Origin of the sequence: Rhizobium vallis (assembly GCF_003985155.1) — a bacterium.
Lineage (GTDB): Bacteria > Pseudomonadota > Alphaproteobacteria > Rhizobiales > Rhizobiaceae > Rhizobium > Rhizobium vallis.
In genome coordinates this window covers 437,411-455,711 of the sequence record NZ_ML133688.1, presented here as the reverse complement: position 1 = coordinate 455,711, position 18,301 = coordinate 437,411, and the positions used below count along the sequence as shown (strand labels likewise).

General features: G+C 60.7%; 20 protein-coding genes and 1 tRNA gene. 7 read left to right on the top strand and 14 right to left on the bottom strand.

What is annotated here, in order from left to right; translation table 11 throughout:
• Positions 1-81 precede the first annotated feature (81 nt).
• A complete protein-coding gene (locus EFQ99_RS12155) occupies positions 82-474 on the top strand; it encodes a DoxX family protein (RefSeq protein ID WP_126921278.1) in 393 nt (130 codons plus the stop codon).
• A gap of 47 nt (positions 475-521) precedes the next feature.
• Here EFQ99_RS12155 and sugE read toward each other — a convergent pair whose 3' ends face one another.
• The 7 genes from sugE to lipB all read right to left on the bottom strand — a co-directional run bounded on the left by sugE (position 522) and on the right by lipB (position 7,124).
• A complete protein-coding gene (gene sugE / locus EFQ99_RS12150; RefSeq protein ID WP_126921277.1) occupies positions 522-836 on the bottom strand; it encodes a quaternary ammonium compound efflux SMR transporter SugE in 315 nt (104 codons plus the stop codon).
• Positions 837-1,012: 176 nt separating this feature from the next.
• Entirely contained in the window at positions 1,013-1,480 is a 468-nt protein-coding gene (locus EFQ99_RS12145) for a YaiI/YqxD family protein (protein WP_126921276.1), read from the bottom strand.
• Positions 1,481-1,490: 10 nt separating this feature from the next.
• Entirely contained in the window at positions 1,491-1,964 is a 474-nt protein-coding gene (locus EFQ99_RS12140; protein WP_126921275.1) for a GNAT family N-acetyltransferase, read from the bottom strand.
• A 537-nt stretch (positions 1,965-2,501) separates the two neighbouring features.
• Positions 2,502-4,511: an acetyl-CoA carboxylase biotin carboxylase subunit gene (locus EFQ99_RS12130; RefSeq protein WP_126921273.1), complete on the bottom strand. Its 2,010-nt coding sequence runs from the start codon at positions 4,509-4,511 to the stop codon at positions 2,502-2,504.
• 90 nt (positions 4,512-4,601) lie between these two features.
• The gene (locus EFQ99_RS12125; protein WP_126921272.1) at positions 4,602-5,306 is read right to left on the bottom strand and encodes a hypothetical protein; all 705 of its coding nucleotides are present in this window, start codon (positions 5,304-5,306) and stop codon (positions 4,602-4,604) included.
• A 64-nt stretch (positions 5,307-5,370) separates the two neighbouring features.
• Positions 5,371-6,360, bottom strand: coding sequence for a DMT family transporter (locus EFQ99_RS12120; RefSeq protein WP_208722745.1), 990 nt, complete (start codon positions 6,358-6,360; stop codon positions 5,371-5,373).
• A 44-nt stretch (positions 6,361-6,404) separates the two neighbouring features.
• Complete coding sequence (gene lipB / locus EFQ99_RS12115; RefSeq protein ID WP_126921270.1) at positions 6,405-7,124, bottom strand: lipoyl(octanoyl) transferase LipB; 720 nt, start codon at positions 7,122-7,124, stop codon at positions 6,405-6,407.
• A 176-nt stretch (positions 7,125-7,300) separates the two neighbouring features.
• Here lipB and EFQ99_RS12110 point away from each other — a divergent pair.
• Both EFQ99_RS12110 and EFQ99_RS12105 read left to right on the top strand, forming a co-directional pair.
• Positions 7,301-7,385: transfer RNA gene (locus EFQ99_RS12110), tRNA-Leu, on the top strand.
• 229 nt (positions 7,386-7,614) lie between these two features.
• Positions 7,615-8,256: a methyltransferase family protein gene (locus tag EFQ99_RS12105; protein ID WP_126921269.1), complete on the top strand. Its 642-nt coding sequence runs from the start codon at positions 7,615-7,617 to the stop codon at positions 8,254-8,256.
• Positions 8,257-8,327: 71 nt separating this feature from the next.
• Here the strand turns inward: EFQ99_RS12105 and EFQ99_RS12100 are convergent, their stop codons facing one another.
• The 3 genes from EFQ99_RS12100 to EFQ99_RS12090 form a co-directional block, all read right to left on the bottom strand.
• Entirely contained in the window at positions 8,328-8,693 is a 366-nt protein-coding gene (locus EFQ99_RS12100; RefSeq protein WP_126921268.1) for a hypothetical protein, read from the bottom strand.
• Between the two features lie 311 nt (positions 8,694-9,004).
• Positions 9,005-9,538: a BON domain-containing protein gene (locus tag EFQ99_RS12095; protein WP_126921267.1), complete on the bottom strand. Its 534-nt coding sequence runs from the start codon at positions 9,536-9,538 to the stop codon at positions 9,005-9,007.
• 70 nt (positions 9,539-9,608) lie between these two features.
• The gene (locus tag EFQ99_RS12090) at positions 9,609-10,103 is read right to left on the bottom strand and encodes a peptide deformylase (protein WP_126921266.1); all 495 of its coding nucleotides are present in this window, start codon (positions 10,101-10,103) and stop codon (positions 9,609-9,611) included.
• Between the two features lie 239 nt (positions 10,104-10,342).
• Between EFQ99_RS12090 and mgtE the strand changes: the two genes are divergently transcribed.
• Together mgtE and EFQ99_RS12080 are read left to right on the top strand one after the other, a co-directional pair.
• Positions 10,343-11,758, top strand: coding sequence for a magnesium transporter (gene mgtE / locus EFQ99_RS12085; RefSeq protein WP_126921265.1), 1,416 nt, complete (start codon positions 10,343-10,345; stop codon positions 11,756-11,758).
• Between the two features lie 63 nt (positions 11,759-11,821).
• The gene (locus EFQ99_RS12080) at positions 11,822-12,214 is read left to right on the top strand and encodes a MerR family transcriptional regulator (RefSeq protein ID WP_011425479.1); all 393 of its coding nucleotides are present in this window, start codon (positions 11,822-11,824) and stop codon (positions 12,212-12,214) included.
• Positions 12,215-12,240: 26 nt separating this feature from the next.
• Here the strand turns inward: EFQ99_RS12080 and EFQ99_RS12075 are convergent, their stop codons facing one another.
• Entirely contained in the window at positions 12,241-13,230 is a 990-nt protein-coding gene (locus EFQ99_RS12075; protein ID WP_126921264.1) for a heparan-alpha-glucosaminide N-acetyltransferase, read from the bottom strand.
• Positions 13,230-13,994, bottom strand: a complete 765-nt coding sequence (locus tag EFQ99_RS12070) for a DUF599 domain-containing protein (RefSeq protein ID WP_126921263.1) — start codon at positions 13,992-13,994, stop codon at positions 13,230-13,232. Before EFQ99_RS12070 ends, EFQ99_RS12075 begins: the two co-directional genes overlap by 1 nt.
• Before the next feature lie 194 nt (positions 13,995-14,188).
• Between EFQ99_RS12070 and EFQ99_RS12065 the strand changes: the two genes are divergently transcribed.
• Together EFQ99_RS12065 and EFQ99_RS12060 are read left to right on the top strand one after the other, a co-directional pair.
• Positions 14,189-15,592: an L-serine ammonia-lyase gene (locus tag EFQ99_RS12065; protein WP_126921262.1), complete on the top strand. Its 1,404-nt coding sequence runs from the start codon at positions 14,189-14,191 to the stop codon at positions 15,590-15,592.
• 204 nt (positions 15,593-15,796) lie between these two features.
• Entirely contained in the window at positions 15,797-16,234 is a 438-nt protein-coding gene (locus EFQ99_RS12060) for a DUF1489 family protein (protein ID WP_126921261.1), read from the top strand.
• A gap of 83 nt (positions 16,235-16,317) precedes the next feature.
• Here the strand turns inward: EFQ99_RS12060 and EFQ99_RS12055 are convergent, their stop codons facing one another.
• Together EFQ99_RS12055 and EFQ99_RS12050 are read right to left on the bottom strand one after the other, a co-directional pair.
• A complete protein-coding gene (locus EFQ99_RS12055) occupies positions 16,318-16,593 on the bottom strand; it encodes a hypothetical protein (protein WP_126921260.1) in 276 nt (91 codons plus the stop codon).
• 113 nt (positions 16,594-16,706) lie between these two features.
• Positions 16,707-18,248, bottom strand: a complete 1,542-nt coding sequence (locus EFQ99_RS12050; RefSeq protein WP_126921259.1) for a D-alanyl-D-alanine carboxypeptidase — start codon at positions 18,246-18,248, stop codon at positions 16,707-16,709.
• Positions 18,249-18,301 lie beyond the last annotated feature (53 nt).

The following is an 18,301-nucleotide window of genomic DNA, read 5'->3' as shown; positions in this document are numbered from 1 at the left end:
CGGCCGTCAGCGATCCGTGTGTTCAATCCTTGTCGAGGACAAGTTAACGCTCGGCTCTTAGTCTTTTAAAGGAGAGGTTTAATGTCAACTTTCGAGCGTCTTTCTGCCTATCGCCCCTATGGGCTGGCCGCTCTCAGAATCATCGCCGCGTTGCTTTTCATCGAGCACGGCACGATGAAGCTTTTCAGTTTCCCGATCGAGGCAATGCCCGGCTCACTGCCGCCGCTGATGCTTGTCGCAGCACTTCTGGAATTGGTCGGCGGCCTTCTTATTCTCGTCGGCCTGCTGACGCGCCCTATTGCCTTCCTCCTCGCCGGTGAAATGGCGGTCGCCTATTTCATGGCGCATGCCCCGAACAGCTTCTTCCCGGCCGTCAACCAGGGCGACGCCGCAATCCTGTTCTGCTTCGTTTTCCTCTATCTGTTCTTCTCCGGTCCCGGCGCTTTTGCTGTCGACAACCGCAAGACGGCCTGATGCATATAGGCTGCGGGGCGCTTCGGCGCCCCGCGGTGTTTTTCTGATCAAGCGGTAAGCTTGAGGCCGGCGATGCCAGCGACGATCAATGTGATGCAGGCAAGGCGGGAGACACTTGCCGAATCGCCGAGCAGCCAGACGCCGAGAAGCACGGTGCCGACCGTGCCGATGCCGGTCCAGATCGCGTAGGCGGTGCCGATCGGCAGGTGCTTCACGGCAAGACCGAGCAGCACGACGCTCACCACCATGGATATAACAGTCAGCGCCGTCGGCAGCGGCCGCGTAAAGCCATCGGTATATTTAAGGCCGACGGCCCACCCACATTCGAAAAGACCAGCAAGAAAAAGCAGAAACCAGGCCATACGACTCTCCTTGTTCAAAGAGCGAGGCCGTCCCCGCGACAGTTGCATCCTCAGGATGCCGCAGTCGTCTGCGATAAAGACTATATGAGTGAGGGAACGGCCGTGTTCAAGGTAGGAATTGGCATGGCTGCCTTGCCACCCGTTTCTTGCGGGCCTTTGTGGCCGGCGCCTGGAAGCTATTGCGTGTTGTCGGCACTCTGTGAATGGCTCTTGGCGCGTCGGCAGAGGCGATCGAAAGTTTCGAGGAAACGTGAGCGATCCCTAGGGCTGAAGGCAGCATTATAACCTTTGCTCTCGCCGGTTTCGCGCAGATGCGCGCCGAGATCGCGCATGGCGCTCGCCATGCCTATATTGGTCTCATCGAAGACGCGGCCCGTCGGGCCGCTGACAAAAGCGCCGGCCGCAACACAGCGCACGGCAAGCGGCACATCTGCGGTGACGACGACATCGCCCGAGCCGGCGCGCTCGGCGATCCAATTGTCGGCGGCGTCGAAGGCGTTGGAGACGATGACGTTGTGGACCATCGGGTCGCGCGAGGGACGCAGGCCGGAATTGGCAACGAAGGTGACCTCCAGGCCATGGCGCTCAGCGACCTTCAGGACTTCCGGCTTCACCGGGCAGGCGTCGGCATCGACGTAGATCATGGCGATATCCTCATGCCGGTTGAGTGACCGGCTGGCGGACCATATCGATATGGGGAATGCCATCCTCCAGATATTCCTCAGACGTGCCGATAAAGCCGAAGGATTCGTAGAAGCGGCGCAGATGGGCCTGCGCCGACAGCGCAATGGGGTTTGCCGGAAAAAGCCGCGCGCAGGCGGCGACCGCTTCGCTCATCAATGCACCGCCGAGGCGCTTTCCGCGATGGGCGGGGGAGACGACGACGCGGCCGATCTTTGACGGATCCTGCGCACTGTGCGGTTTCAGCAGCCGCGCAGAGGCGAGCAGTTCGCCGCCGTCCAGCAGCCGCAGATGCAGGGCATCGACGTCCTTGCCATCAAGTTCCGGGTAGGGACAGTTCTGTTCGACGACGAAAACGTTGACGCGCATTCTCAGAAGGTCGTAAAGTTCGCGCGCGGAGAACTCGTCGAGACCCTTGAGGTCGGTCGTGTAAGTCGTCGGAGCCATCGATAAAACCACGTTGCGGGTGCTCTCGCCGGAATGCATGAGCTTGAGGTTTTCGTATATGTACGACGGGAACGCTGACTTCAAGCGCGGAAATGGCTGCTCCTGTTTTGCTAATCTCCGCGAAGGTACTGATGAAAGTTCAAGCCGTACGCATGAGGAGCCTCTGTCGGAGGCTGCTGCGGTTCGGTCGAGTAAATATAGATTCGCCCGGACGCGCTAAATCCCAAATCCCGACCAATCGTCACGATCATATCAACAGCTTGGTCATCGTCGGTCGCCCAAACCTGTATGGTAAAGAAGGCTGCCGAGCCCGCCGTTGTACGGAAATCCGAGTTGGAGGTTATGACCTCTCCGTCTGCAATAACGGTGAAATGGCGGAAAGCAGTTTTCAGCTTTCCGTATCGTAGTTTCAACTTCCAGTTCTTTAGCAAATCCATATACGGTCAAAACAAGCTTTAAGTTGCGAATAGAGATCCGGACTGCGTCAGCTCGCAGCCTTGTTGATGTCATCGAGCGGTCCGGCTTGCCACTTTTGCCTCAGGCGAATTCCATGATGACGGCATCGACGGCCAGGCTTTCGCCGGGCGCGGCATTGATCTTCGAGACGACGAGATCGCGTTCGGCGCGCAGCACGTTTTCCATCTTCATCGCCTCGACGACCGCCAGCGTCTCACCGGCCTTGACCTCCTGACCCTCGGCAACCGCGATGGCAACGACGAGGCCTGGCATCGGGCACAGCAGGAGCTTCGACGTATCGGGCGGAAGCTTCACCGGCATCAGCCTGTCGAGTTCAGCATGACGCGGCGAAAAGACCTTGGCGGTCACCGAAAGTCCCTGCCAGTCGATGCGCAAGCCGTTGAGAACGGGACGGATCTGCGCGGTGACATCGAGACCGCCGACCTTACCGCTCCAGACCGGATCGCCCGGTCTCCAATCGGTGACAACACCTGAATGTTCGCGCTCGATCGCCATCTCCATATCGAAGGGGATGGTGACGAGGCCGTCGAGCAATCTGACAGCGACGTGGTTTTCGCCTGTTTTGACCACCCAATCCTCGCGCAACGCGCCCGATGCGGCGCGCAGGCGATCTGAAAAACGCTCGCGGCGATTCGTCTCGATCAGGAAGGCGGAGAGGGCGATGGCTGAAAGGACTGCCTCCTCCTTTCCGTCCGGCTTCATCGGCGCGAAGCCGTCAGGATATTCCTCGGCAATGAAGCCTGTGGAAAGCCGGCCCTCACGCCAGCGCGGATGTTTCATCAGCGCCGACAGGAATGGAACATTGTGCTCGATGCCATCGACGACGAAGCCGTCGAGCGCGCGGCCCATGGCGTCGATCGCCTCGCTTCGCGTCGGCGCCCAGGTGCAGAGCTTGGCGATCATCGGATCGTAATACATCGAGATTTCAGCACCCTCGAAGACGCCGGTATCGTTGCGGACGACGACATTGCCGGTCCGACCTTCGGCCGGCGGGCGATAGCGCGTCAGGCGGCCGATCGACGGCAGGAAGTTGCGGTAGGGGTCTTCTGCATAGAGCCGGCTCTCGATCGCCCAGCCGTCGAGCCGGATGTCCTCCTGCGCGAAAGGGAGCGATTCGCCGGCTGCGACCCGGATCATCTGCTCGACAAGATCGATGCCGGTGACGAGTTCGGTCACGGGATGCTCGACCTGCAGGCGGGTATTCATCTCGAGGAAATAGAAATTGCGATCGCGGTCGACGATGAATTCGACCGTGCCGGCGCTCTGGTAGTCGACGGCTTTCGCCAGCGCCACCGATTGTTCGCCCATGGCCTTGCGGGTCTTTTCGTCGAGGAAGGGCGAGGGCGCCTCTTCCGCCACCTTCTGGTTCCGCCGCTGGATCGAGCATTCGCGTTCGCCGAGATAGACGACGTTGCCATGCGCATCGGCCAGCACCTGGATCTCGATGTGGCGCGGCTCGACGACGAATTTCTCGATGAAGACGCGGTCGTCGCCAAAGGAGCTTTTCGCCTCCGAGCGGGCGCGCTCGAAGCCGTCGCGCACTTCCGCCTCGTTCCAGGCAATGCGCATGCCCTTGCCGCCGCCGCCGGCCGAGGCCTTGATCATGACGGGATAGCCGATCCCGCCCGCGATCACTTCCGCATGGGCGGCGTCCTCGATGACGCCGAGATGGCCAGGCACGGTGGAGACGCCGGCGGCATTGGCGAATTTCTTCGATTCGATCTTGTCGCCCATCGCCATGATGGCCTTCGGCTTCGGTCCGATGAAGACGATGCCCTGCTTTTCCAATTCAGCGCAGAAGGAGGCGCGTTCGGAGAGGAATCCGTAGCCGGGATGCACGGCCTCGGCGCCGGTCGCCTTGCAGGCGGCGATGATCTTTTCAGCAACGAGATAACTCTCGGAGGCCGCCGGAGGGCCGATATGAACGGCCTCGTCGGCCATCTCGACATGCAATGCGTCCCGATCAGCATCCGAATAGACCGCAACGGTCAAAATGCCCATGCGGCGCGCAGTCTTGATCACGCGGCAGGCGATCTCGCCGCGGTTCGCGATCAGGATTTTCTTGAACATCGAGACTCCACCCAGAAATGCGTTCCGAAGTTTTACGCACAAAACACCGGAACGCACAATCAGGCTTGAGGCGGGTCGCGCTTCGAGGCGTCAGGCGACGGCGGCTTCCCAGACGGGTTCCTCGTCAACGATGCGCAGCCAGCGGCTGCGCCGCTGCTCGGGACGGTCGCGCAGCTCGACGGCGGCCATGATGCCGTTCCAGTGCGGATGATTCGCACTGGGCAGCGTTGCCTGCTCGATCTGCTGGAGCACCCCAAATTCGGCCGGCGAGACGGCGATGACGCCGCCTGCGGAGATGCCTCTGAAGACGCGCATCGCGAAATCGACATCCTGGCGCGTGATGCTCCTGCGGTCGACGGCGCGTGACAGCTTGTAACCGCCGATGCCGTCCGTGATCGCCAGCCGAAGCTGATCGAGGACGAGCGCCCTCAGTTCGCCCGGGACATCGGTGGAAATCTCCATGACGTGGAGAATGAGCTCGAGCTCCAGCGCCGAGTTGACGACGCCATCGGTCGTGAACATGCGCATGATCCAGGCGACGTTGATTTCATCAAGCGAGCCCTGCGGATAGGTGTAATTGACGATGAAACCGGCGAGCTGCTCCACGAAGAAGGCATTCCACTCGGCACATTTTTCGGGGCAGGAATTGTTGAGCGCCAACATGGTCACGACATCCTGGGATGTCCGGATACCTTCGGGAAAGGCATGTTTGCGCAGCAGCACTATATCTTCGGCCGTCAGCCGATGCTTACCGGCCACGACACAGGCCGGAAAAGCGAGACGGAATTCGCTCATGTTTTAACTCCAGGCCTCATCATGAAGCCGGAGATTGTTTTACCGTCTGCGAATTGACGATCCCTCAAGAAGGGGAGTTAACCCCGTATTTGCCGGGTGGGGAAGATTTTAACGATCGTGCCTGCAGCCGCTCGCGCCAGATAATGAAGAGGCCGGAAGCGACGATGATGAAAATGCCAATCCATTTGGAGAAACTCGGGAAATCGTTGAACAGCGCATAGCCGAGCACGGTCGCCGAGATGATCTCAAAATACTGGAACGGCGCAAGCAGCGACAGCGGCGCGAGCCGGAAGGCCCTAACCACCAGCATATGCGCATATCCCGAAATCGAGCCGAGGATGAGAAGCAGGATCAGGCCGAGAACGGAGGAGGGCAGGGAGATGGCAAAATCGGCACTGCCGGAACCGCTTCCGATGATAAGCACAGCAGCCATGAAGGCCGTTCCACCAATGCCGGCCATCGTCTGCATGGTCAGCGGCGAATCGGCCTCGCCGATCGCCCGGTTGAGGAACAGATAAAGCGAGAACAGAAAGGCGCAGGCGACCGGCAGCAACGCCTTCAGGCCGAAGATCTCGTAGCTCGGCTGGATGACGATCATTGCGCCCCCGAAGCCGACGACGATCGCCATCCAGCGCCGCCAGCCGACCTTGTCGCCGAGAAACAGCGCCGACATGGCGGTCAGCATGAAGGGTTCGACGAAATAGATGGCGAAGACATCAGCAAGCGGCATGTATTTGACGGCGACGAAAAACAGCAGGCTCGCAGCCCCGTGCAGCACGCCGCGCAAAAGGTTCATCCAGGGCCGCTTGGCCGAAAGCGCCTTCGCGCCGAAAAGGGCGAAAAGAATCGGCAGGGTGCAGGCAATCTGGAAGAAGAATCGGTAGAAAGTGACCTGGCCCGGCGACATTGCCTCGAAGGTCGCCATGTATTTGGCGATGGCATCCATGGTCGGCAGGATGAGCATGGCGCCGGACATGATCGCCATGCCCTGCAGGGAATTTTGATGGACTGAATGCTCTGACATGGCGACCGATTCTTGAGGGGGTGACGCCATCAATCATCGGAATGCGCGGCAAATCAAGCCGAGCAACCGCGAGATCAGACTTCGTTTGCCGTTTCGCCAAAAACCTCCTCGAAAGCGGCGCGCAGCCGGATATCGACATCCGACATCATGACAGGCAGGCCGAGATCGACGAGGCTGGTGACGCCGTAACCCGATATTCCGCAGGGCACGATGCCGCCGAAATGATCGAGATCGGGATCGACGTTGAGCGACAGGCCATGGAAAGTCACCCATTTACGCAGCCTGATGCCGAGGGCTGCGATCTTGTCTTCCGCCATCGTTCCGTCGGGCAACGGCAGCTTTTCGGGGCGGCGCACCCAGACGCCGACGCGATCCTCGCGGCGCTCGCCGCGCACGTTCATGCTGTCGAGCGTGCGGATGACCACGTCTTCCAGGGCGGCGACGAAGGCGCGAACGTCCTGGCGCCTCCGCTTCAGGTCGAGCATGACATAGGCAACGCGCTGGCCCGGCCCATGATAGGTATATTCACCGCCACGACCCGTCGCAAAAACAGGAAAACGATCGGGCTGGACGAGGTCACTGGCATTGGCGCTGGTGCCGGCGGTATAAAGCGGCGGATGCTCGACGAGCCAGACGAACTCATCGCCGCCATCTGATATCACCGCCACCTCGCGTTCCATCGTCTCCACGGCGTCTTCGTAAGCAACGAGACCATCGGCGATGCGCCAGCGCACCGGGCGAGTGCCGAGTTTCGGTAGCATGGAGAATTCGAGATCAGTGCGAAGCATGGCCATTCCTTGCCGCTTTCCCCAAATACCGAAAGGGGCGGCAGGAGATCTATATGGACCCGTTTCAGGGGCAATTCAAATGCTGTGACAGGTTTTGAAAAAAACTGTCATATCGCCCTTGTGCACCCCAAATGCTTTTGCTACATGCTGCCCCGCCGACGCAAATCGGCACCTACCACGATGCGGTCGTGGCGGAATTGGTAGACGCGCAGCGTTGAGGTCGCTGTGGGGCAACCCGTGGAAGTTCGAGTCTTCTCGACCGCACCATCTCCCTTCACGGGAGCGCTCGCCGGGCGATACTTGCGGCACATCCTGATCCAACGCTATTGCCTGTGACAGAGCCTGCCGGCCTGTCATCGCGGCTGCGGTGTGCAGCCGGGTCGGCCAAGCACGACCATCTGCTCGGTGAGATTTCAGCGAGCGCTTTAACACATAATTAGCAGCGGCAAATATAGAGGTAAGGCCGGCTCTGAGAATGTGAAAGTGGTTGAGGACAATGAAAAAACAGGCGGTAAGCTGGTCATTCCTCGATGTTCATTTCGCTCTCGATATCGTCGAGAAGGTCCTGATCGGCTATTTCTTCGTCGCCATCGTCATCCGTGTTTTGCCCCAGATGCAGGACAACCGGGCGATTATCGACTGCCTGCTGATTGTTTCAGAGGCCGCCGCCGCCTTGCTCATTCTGACACGCCGGCCGACGAGAAATGCGTCTCTGCGTCTATTCGACTGGATGCTCACCGCCGTCGGCACCGTCTTCCCGCTGCTCGTCTCGCCTTCCGAGTCGCAGCCGCTTGCGCCGATCCCGCTTTGCGTGATGGCCATGGCATTCGGGTTGGCCCTGCAAATCTCGGCAAAGCTAACCCTGCTGCGAAGCTTCGGGCTGGTGCCGGCCAATCGCGGCGTGAAGATCGGCGGCCCCTACAAGTTCGTCCGCCATCCGATGTATGCCGGGTATCTGCTAACGCATATCGGCTTCTTCCTGGTCCATCCGAGCTTTTGGAATTTTACCGTCTATGCAACTGCCCTCGCTGCGCAATGTTTTCGCCTTCTCGCTGAAGAGCGTCTGCTCAAGCAGGATCCCGCATATGTAAGCTTCATGGCCACGACCCGTTACCGGCTCGTTCCATTCGTCTTCTGAGACGACAAAGCGGATGAAGAGAAAAAGGGCCGACTTCCGACCCTTTCCTTTAGCTAATCATGATTGCTGCATCAGTGCATCGCACGGCATGCTTCTGTGCGGGAGGCCCCACTGTCGGCACCCTTGGTGTGGGAGCCACTCGGGCCGACCATGCTGTGGCATGGGGGCAGGGGCTTGATGCTGGCGGTCGCGGTCTTGTCGACGGCCGGGCCGGCCATGGCGCTCGGGGCGAAGCCGTCGCTGTCATTGGTGTAGTCGCTGGAATAGGCCGGTGCCTTGTGGTTGCTGTAGTGCACCGTGGCGGGCTTTGACATCGCGCTCGGGGCGAAACCGTCGCTGTCGTTGGTGTAGTCATCGGAATATGTCGGCTGGGCGAAGGCAGCGCCTGCGAGGCTGACGGCGAACAGGGAGGCGGCGAGAGCAATTTTGATACGCATGGTTTATCTCCTCAATCTGATGTTGAATTCAACAACATCAACCATCCCCGGCGAAGAGAAGTTCGCGCCCCAATTCAGGCAATTTTGTGAAATGAAAAAGGCTTGCATTCGGCCTTTTGTTCAAATGAAATCACAGTCTTGTCAACGAATTTGACGTTTTCGTTACGACAGCCGCCTAAGTAAAAAGGGCAAAGGCGACACGCACAAAATAGCGCTCGCTACAATCGGAAATTGATTAACTTTTTGTAATATTGGAGAGCCATTCGGGAGGCGGCGGCCGGCCTCCCGCTGTGGTTTTTCTGTGAAATGGCTCAGTCCTCGTTCGGGATATGCGCGTCAACACCTGTCAGCTGCAGCTTGTTGCGTACATGGTGAACACCGTCTACCGAAAGCGCACCGAGTTCGACCTTGCGGGCAATGCCGATCGTCTCGACGGAACCCTCAAGGGTCACCACGTGGCCGTCGGCGTGGACATCAATGCTGTTTATGTCGACGTCGGGAATGTTTTCCAGGTTTTCGGTAACCCGCGCTTCCAGATCATCGCTTTCATCCCGATCGATCATACCGGCGCGAAGCGAATCCTTCAGGCGATTCTCGTTTCCATCCTTGTCGATGCCGTCGAGCCGAAAGCCTGTGTTGGGATCAGTATCGAAATTGGCCGCGGTCTCGCCATAAGGGCGGTTTCCCGGACCGTCGGTGCTGGTGCCGTCGGCATAGGGCCAGCCATCGTCAAGATTGCGTTCCTCGAGGTCGCGGTAATCTTCCTCGCGGGAAAGTTCCAACCTATCTCTGGAAACCCTGGGCTTCTCACCTGGAAGAGGGGGCTTGTCTTCGATCCTTGCCATTGCCGTCGCTCCTTGTTTTCTCTTTTGAGAACGCAACGAACGGCCAATGGTTCGGGCGCGCAGCGATTTCTCACGCTTGCGTCTTCTCCCATTTCTTCACCAGACGGTCGCGCTTCAGCCGTGAGAGGCGCTGCAGCCAGAAAATGCCGTCGAGCTGATCGATCTCATGCTGGATGCAGATGGCGAGGAAACCTTCGGCGGCATCTTCGTGCACGCCACCCTCGCCATCCTGATAGCGGAAGCGGATCGCCCGCGGGCGCGTCACCTCATCGGTCGCGCCGGGCATGGAGACGCTGCCTTCCGCATGGCTCATCGTCTCCTTCGAAAACCAGGTGATCTCCGGGTTGACGTAGAGGCGCACGCCGTCAGTCTTGTCGAGCTCCAGCACCGTCACACGGCGAAAGACGCCGATATGAGCGGCGGTAATGCCGACGCCGGGAGCGGCGCGCATCGTCGCCAGCAGGTCGTCGGCGAGCGTGGCGAGCGACGAATCGAAGGCCGTCACCGGCGCGCAGACTGTCTTCAGACCGGGATCGGGATAGCGCAGGATCGGACGGATGGGCATGGGGCTGGCTTTCTTCGCTTGGACGGCTGCGGAAACTATCGCTGGCCGCAGGCATTGTCATCACGAAGCATGGGTTGCGGCTTTACGGCAAGGATGGTTTGAGCTAGCAGGTGCAGGGATTCCGACTGCGGCAAGCTCGCGCGGGATTGACTTATCCGCTTGTTGACAATGTGTTTTCGGCCGACATTTGCGAATGGCGGCGGCAGTCGTTGAAATTCGAACCAGGTGCGAGGCGGCAGATGACGACGACCGACGGGGAAGACCGCATTCGCAGGCGTCCCGATGACGAGGAAGCCGACATCTACGACGAGGACGGCAATGTCCGCAGCGATTTCCTGGCGCTCGTCGGCGCCGCGATCGCCGACCGCGATACGCTGTTCCTGCGCCAGAACGTTGCCCGCCTGCATGAATCCGAAATAGGCGACCTGCTGGAATCGATCCAGCCGGATCAGCGCCTGGCGCTGGTGCGTTTGCTCGGCGACGATTTCGACATGACGGCGCTGACCGAGGTCGACGAGGCGATCCGCCGCGAAATCGTCGATCAGATGCCGAACGAGCAGATCGCAGCGGCGATCGGCGAGCTCGATTCGGACGATGCGGTCTACATTCTCGAAGACCTCGACAAGGAGGACCGGGAAGAGATTCTGGCCCAGTTGCCGTTCACAGAGCGGGTGCGGCTGCGCCGGGCGCTCGACTATCCCGAAAGTTCGGCCGGACGCCGCATGCAGACGGAATTCGTCGCCGTGCCGCCATTCTGGACGGTGGGACAGACGATCGACTATATGCGCGACGAGGAGGATCTGCCCTATTCCTTTTCGCAGATCTTCGTCATCGATCCGACCTTCAAGCTGCTTGGCGCCGTCGATCTCGACCAGATCCTGCGTACCAAACGGCAGACGAAGATCGAACAGATCATGCGGGAGACGAACCATCCGATCCCGGCGGAAATGGACCAGGAAGAGGCGGCCCAGCTCTTCGAGCAATACGACCTTCTCTCCGCCGCCGTCGTCGACGAGAACGGCCGGCTGGTCGGCGTGCTGACCATCGACGACGTCGTCGACGTCATTCATGAAGAGGCGGACGAGGACATCAAGCGCCTCGGCGGCGTCGGCGACGAAGAACTGTCCGACAACGTGCTCTCGACGGCGCGCTCGCGTTTCCTGTGGCTTTTGATCAATCTCGGCACGGCGATGCTGTCGGCAAGCGTCATCGGCCTGTTCGACGCTTCGATCGAAAAGATGATCGCGCTTGCGGTGCTGATGCCGATCGTCGCCTCGATGGGCGGCAATGCCGGCACGCAGACGATGACGGTGACGGTGCGCGCGCTCGCGACCCGCGATCTCGACATCTACAATGCCGGCCGTATCATCCGCAGAGAGGCAGGCGTCGGCATCCTGAACGGCATTATCTTCGCGACGATCATGGGCGCGATTGCCGGCACCTGGTTCCACGACTATCAGCTCGGGGGGGTGATCGCGGCGGCGATGATCATCAACCTGATGGCGGCCGCCCTTGCCGGCATTCTCCTGCCGCTGCTGCTCGACAAGATGGGAGCCGATCCGGCGATCGCCTCATCCGTTTTCGTCACGACGGTGACCGACTGTACCGGTTTCTTCGCTTTCCTCGGCATCGCAACCTGGTGGTTTGGCATCTGACCGGCTGCCGAAATTGACTATTACGTAAAAGTCAATATTATGACCTGCGCAGACGGGGAACACATGCCGGTGAACAAATATTATAGCATAACGGAGCTGACGCGCGAATTCGGCGTATCCACGCGCACGCTCCGCTTCTACGAAGACGAGGGACTTATCCATCCGGAGCGGAGAGGGCGCACCCGTCTCTTCCGGCCCGCCGACCGGCGGCTTATCGGCGAGATCCTCCGCGGCCGGCGCATCGGTTTCACCATTGCCGAAATCCGCGAGATCATCCAGGTCTACAAGGAGCCTCCGGGCGAACTCGGCCAGCTGAAGCTGCTGATGAAACGCGTCGACGAGAAGCGCGAGGACCTGCGCCAGAAGCGCAAGGACATCGACGACACGCTGACCGAACTCGACAATATCGAAGAGGCCTGCCTCGGCCGCCTCGCCGAAATCGGCGTCACCACCTGAAAACTTCCGCCAAGCGGCGCCGGCTTTTATTGCGCCTCGGCGCTGCATTCGGCAGCGATCGTCTGGACTCGCTCATCGTTTTCGATGTCGATCGTCCCCGCCTGCAATGGCGTCAGCAGGCTTTGCGTCTGCAATTTCTGCAGCGTGCACTGGCAGAAGCTGCGGCAGAGCGCTTCGCCTTGCTGCATCACGCAAGCGGCGTTGCATTGCTTTAGGTAAGTTTCGACCGGATCTGGCTTCGGCGGCGGGACCGCAAGGGAAAGCCCGTAGGCGATGGCGATCAAAACCGGCTGGTGAACGAGGTAGAAGGCAAGGCTGTGACGGCCAAGCCTTGCCGTCCACCAGGAGCCGGTGCCCAGAGCCGCAAGCCGGTGCGCAAGCCGGGTTCTCAGCGCGATCGAGGCAAAGCTCAGTCCTGCGAAAAACGGCGCTGCCCATGGAAAGAGCGGGACGTAGTCGTTGGAGCGTTCCGGCATCTCGGCAAGGCCGATCCAGGCAAGATATCTGGGATCGAAGAAAGACGATCGAAGCAGTCCCGGGGTTCCGAAATTATCGATGAGCCAGGCGGCAAGAAGACCGACGGTGGCGATCAGCGTGAAAGCCAGCGGCAGCCTTACGAAAACGACGCCGATGAGCGTGAGCACCGCGATGCAATGCAGGATGCCGAAATAGATCCACTCATTCGGCATTGCGATGCGCGTGGCGATCGAGATGAGCGCGGCTGCGGCGGCAATCATGCCGAACCGCTTCCAGAAGGAGGGCCAGCGCACTTCGGGTGTGCTGGAAAGCGCCAGGCTGATGCCGACGATGAAGAGAAACGTCGTGGCGATCGCCCGGGCATAGATTTTCAGCCATCCGGTCTCGGCCGTGCCCGGCGCAAGATAGCCCATGAACTCCATGTCCCAGCTGAAATGGTAGGTGGCCATGGCGATCAGCGCGACCCCGCGCGCGGTATCCAACAGACCGATGCGTGGCGGTCTCGCCGCCGCATCGGCTTCAATTGCCGGCAATGTCATCAGAAGCCCTCGGGCAAATCATTTCCGTCGCGCGACGGCATATCGCGGCGAATAGCAGAAAGGTGGAGATTTGATGGCGAACCGACATCCATGATCGCCAGACGCGCTTCCGAGAAGAACTGCCGGCGTGCGAGCACGAAGATGACGATGGAGGTCGTCACCATGAAGACATAAGGGTTGATGAGCCAGCCGAGATAACCGATCGACAGGAAGATTGCCCTGAGGCCTTCGTTGAAGTTGCTGGCAGCGATGACGTTCATGCGGATGACCCGTTCGGCGGCCCGCTCGGCGGCGATGACATCGCTCTCGGCCTCGCGCAGCATCGGGATCGAGCCGAAAAGGATGGTGCAGTAGTTGAACAGCCGGTAGGACCAGCCGAACTTGAAGAAGGCATAGCCGAAAAGCGCGGCGAGCCCTCCAACCTTGAGTTCGAAGGCGGCGTGGCCACCGTGGAGGACGAAGGGAAGGTCGGCGAAAACGGCATCGACCTTTTCCGTCGCGCCAAGCAGGGCAAAGCAGCTGCCGATCGCGAAGATCGAGGTCGAGGCGAAGAAGGCGGTGCCGTTCTGCAGGCCGGCCATGATCTGCGTATCGATCATCTTCAGGTCGCGACGCAGCGAATTGTAGATCCATTCCCGCCGCCGCTCAATCATCGCATGCGTCAGGCTGGTGCGCCCGAAGAAAGTGCGGCCCTGCAGCAGCCAGGAATAGCCCACCCACATACAGGCAAAGAAGGCCAGAGCGATGTAGTCCGCCGTCGTCATCAGTGATTCAGTCTCCGCATGAACGCGCGCCACTCTACATATGCATTGAAATGCTGCAATGACTGGTAAGGCGGGTCACTTGGTTTTAGTCTGCTGCGTGAATGTCGCATCGGCTCCATGCTATGTCGGTCAATCGCGCAGGTCTGGAGCGGGCCTCGCTTAAGCTTGCATTCTCGTATTCAAAAGGCGCATCCATGTTTCTTTCGGTATTCGATGTCTTCAAGATCGGTGTCGGGCCGTCGAGCTCGCACACGATGGGTCCGATGTCCGCCGCCAACCGGTTTCTCGAACTGATCCTGTCGAGCGAATGGCCGCGTCCGTCATCGGGCGCGCAGATCGCCGCGATCAAGGTCAGCCTGCACGGCTCGCTCGCCCATACCGGAATCGGGCACGGCACGGGCAGGGCGGTCATTCTCGGGCTGATGGGCGAGGCGCCCGACAGCGTCGATCCCGACAAGATGGACGGCATCATCGACACGGTGGAACGCACCGGTCGCATCACGCCGGCGGGCCATCCTTCCTATCAGTTCCAACCGAAGACCGACCTGATCTTCGACAAAAAACAGCCGCTGCCCGGCCATGCCAACGGCATGTCCTTCTCGGCCTATGACAAGGACGACCGGCTGCTCCTCAAGCGCATCTATTATTCGGTCGGCGGCGGCTTCGTCGTTACCGACACCGAGCTGGAACAGATGCGGGCGAAAAAGAACGCGGCCAGCGGAGCGCGTGTTCCCTATCCCTTCTCGACCGCCAAGCAGATGCTCGACATGGCAGAGCGCTCCGGGCTTTCGATCGCGCAGATGAAACGGGCGAATGAGGAGAGCCAGCGCTCGCGCGAGGAGCTCGACCAGGGGCTCGACCGCATCTGGGAGGCAATGCGCTCCTGTATCGAGCGCGGTCTTAAGGTCGATGGCATCATGCCCGGCGGCCTCAACGTCAAGCGCCGCGCCCGCAAGATCCACGACAAACTGGAGGAGGAGTGGCGCAGCAACCGCATTAACCCGCTGCTCGCCAACGATTGGCTGAGCGTTTATGCGATGGCGGTCAACGAGGAGAACGCCGCCGGCGGGCGTGTCGTGACTGCACCGACCAACGGGGCGGCCGGCGTCATTCCGGCGACGATCCGTTACTACGAGCATTTTCACGAGGACTGGGACCAGGAAGGCATCCGCGATTACCTGCTGACGGCGGCTGCCATCGGCGGCATCATCAAGCACAATGCCTCCATCTCGGGCGCCGAGGTCGGCTGTCAGGGCGAGGTCGGCTCCGCAGCCGCCATGGCCGCCGCCGGCCTTGCGGCCGTCATGGGCGGCACGCCGGAGCAGATCGAGAACGCCGCCGAGATTGCGCTGGAGCACCATCTCGGCATGACCTGCGATCCGGTCGCGGGTCTCGTGCAGGTTCCCTGCATCGAGCGCAACGCACTCGGTGCGGTCAAGGCGGTCACCGCGGCGTCACTCGCCGTCAAGGGCGACGGCCAACATTTCGTACCGCTTGACGCCTGCATCGAGACGATGCGCCAGACCGGCCACGACATGAGCGAGAAATACAAGGAAACCTCGACCGGCGGCCTTGCCGTCAACGTCGTCGAATGCTGAGTTTGTGGACGCGTGCGTAGGAGCGGCTTAGCGCTTCACGCGAGCGCAGAACCGCTCTAAGTTCTTGTTGCAATTCCCGGCAAAAGCGCTTTGCGCTTGCTTGGCAAAAACGCTGCGCGCTTTGCCAGGGAAAACCGCTTCACACTTTTCCTGGAACTGCTTTAGACGCTTGACGCTCGCTGCCAAAAGGATTTCAACGGCAGCATGGCATTGCATCTCATCAAACTCTGTGTCGGCGCCGACTCGATAGACGATCTGCGCGAATGGGTGGCGGAGCGGTCGCTGCGCGCCATAGCCACCGGCCTTGAGCCGCATTCGGTTCACACGACACGCATGGTGCCGAAGCGCGTCGAGGAGTTGCTTGACGGCGGCTCGCTCTATTGGGTGATCAAGGGCCAGGTGCAGGCGCGTCAGAAGCTGCTCGACATCAAGACCTTTACGGACGGCGAGGGGATTTCTCGCTGCCATCTGGTGCTCGGTCCCGAGGTCATCGAGACGGCCGTACAGCCGAAGCGCCCCTTCCAGGGCTGGCGCTATTACACACAGGACGACGTGCCGCGCGACCTGATGAGCCTCGGTGCCGGCATTACCGAAATGCCGGCCGATCTTCGCCGCGAACTTACGGAACTCGGACTGCTCTAACGCAAGACCCCGAAAACCGGAATCGATCTTCGGGGCCTCAGTAGATTGAAAGCGATAGTGCGTCCTGTCGGACGCTCTGCAGTTTAACGCAGGCGCAGTTGCACCGGCGCACTGCCGTCCGGCGAGGTCACATGCAGGTGGATGCGCGCCTCAGGTTGGGAATAGCGCCAGGCGCGGGCGCCATGGCAAAGCAGAAGATTGATGAGATCCCGGGTCTTCGCGGACTTCGCCTTTGGCCGCTGCAGGCCGAGTTCGGCGAGGCGGAGAGCGGCCTCGTGCAGCGGATGCAGGGAGGAACGCATCTTGCCGGCGGCGCGGCGCTCTGAAGGCGTTCCCGGAACATTCTCATTGATCGCCATTGTTTTCCCCGTAAGCAATACTGATCGAGTTCAAAAATGGTGGCCGGAAACGCAAACACCGATTCCGGCCTTCACCGATGCCGCCGGCACTTGCGTGGGCAGCATCGAATAGGTCATTGGGCGGCTGCCCAGCACTTGACGCCGGCCTTCTTCAAGGCCTTGCAGGCGTTGATGGCGTCGCGCTGGTCGTCGAAGCCACCGAAGCGGGCGCGATAAACCTGGCCACCGCCGTCGCCATAGGCGACCGCGAAAGGCTTTGCCGAGGCCAGTGCCTTGCCGCCCTTGTTCTTGGCGCTATCCAGCAGATCCATGGCCATCTGCCGGCTCGGTGAAACGCCGACCTGCACGACCCAGCCAGCCGGCCCGTCTTTGGCCGTGGTCGGGCTGGTAGACGCGGTGGTGACGTTATCGACGGCGGCATCGTTGTCTTCGGATGGGGCGGCGGCAGCGGCCTGCGGCTTGAAGGTCTTGGTCTTGACTTTGGTCGGCGCCGGCATTGCCTGGGCCACCAGCGGATTGTCGGTCTTCGGCGCAGCGGTTTCGGCGTAGGCCACCTCGGTTTCGGCGACCTGATAGCGCGCATCCGGCTGCGGCCCCTTCTGCGGCAGGCTTAGATCGGCGACGGCGGCCGAAACCGGCGGCTGTGCTGGTGTGATCGTTTTTGCGACCTGCTGCGGAGCCTTCGGAGGCTCGACGGGAGCGGGCGTCTCAATGATCGCAGACGCAGGGGCAGGGGCTGCCTGGGCGATCAGCGCCGAGGAACCGCCGCGGCTCGAAGCCTTCGGCAGGTAGGTGGCAATCAGATTGCGCATCTGGGTATCGCGGGCAGGTGTCGAGGCGCCGCCGAGCACGACGCCGACGATCGACTTGCCGTCCACCTGTACCGAGCTCACCAGATTGAAGCCGGCTGCCCTGGTGTAACCGGTCTTGATGCCGTCGACGCCGCGTACCGACCCGACCAGTCGGTTATGGCTGCGGATCGTGCGGGTGCCGAACTTGAAGGCGCGGGTGGAGAAATAACCGTAATATTGCGGGAAATGCTGGCGAAGCGCGATACCGAGGCGCGCCTGGTCGCGCGCCGTCGTCATCTGCGCCGTATTCGGCAGGCCATTGGCATTGCGATAGGTGGTGCGTGTCATGCCGAGCGCATGCGCCTTGGCAGTCATCAACTGAGCGAAGCGATCCTCGCTGCCGCCGCCGAGCATTTCGCCGAGGGCGGTTGCAGCATCATTGGCCGAAAGGGTGACGAGACCGAGGATGCCCTGTTCGACGGTGATCGTGCCACCGGCGCGCACACCGAGCTTGGTCGGCGCCTGGGCTGCAGCGTGAGCGGAGAAGGGAACTGGCGTATCGAGACGAATGCGCCCCTGCTCCAGCGCCTCGAAGGTCATGTAGATAGTCATCATCTTGGTCAGCGAGGCTGGATATTGCAGCCGATCGGCATTCTCGCTGTAGAGAACGTTGCCGGTCTTGGCGTCGACGACGATGCCCGCATATTTCGGATTTGCCGCTTCCGCTTCGGCACTTATCGAATCGACCAGGACGATCGTGACAGCCACAGAAAGGGCCGCCAACAGCCTTACGAAAAAGCTACCGGATCGGGACGATGATACGGAGGAGACTGACCTTGACACTATTCCACTCTTCGCTTGCATTTCAGATATTTGGCACTTCAGATTGTCGGCCGGATCCGCACACCTCCCGCCGC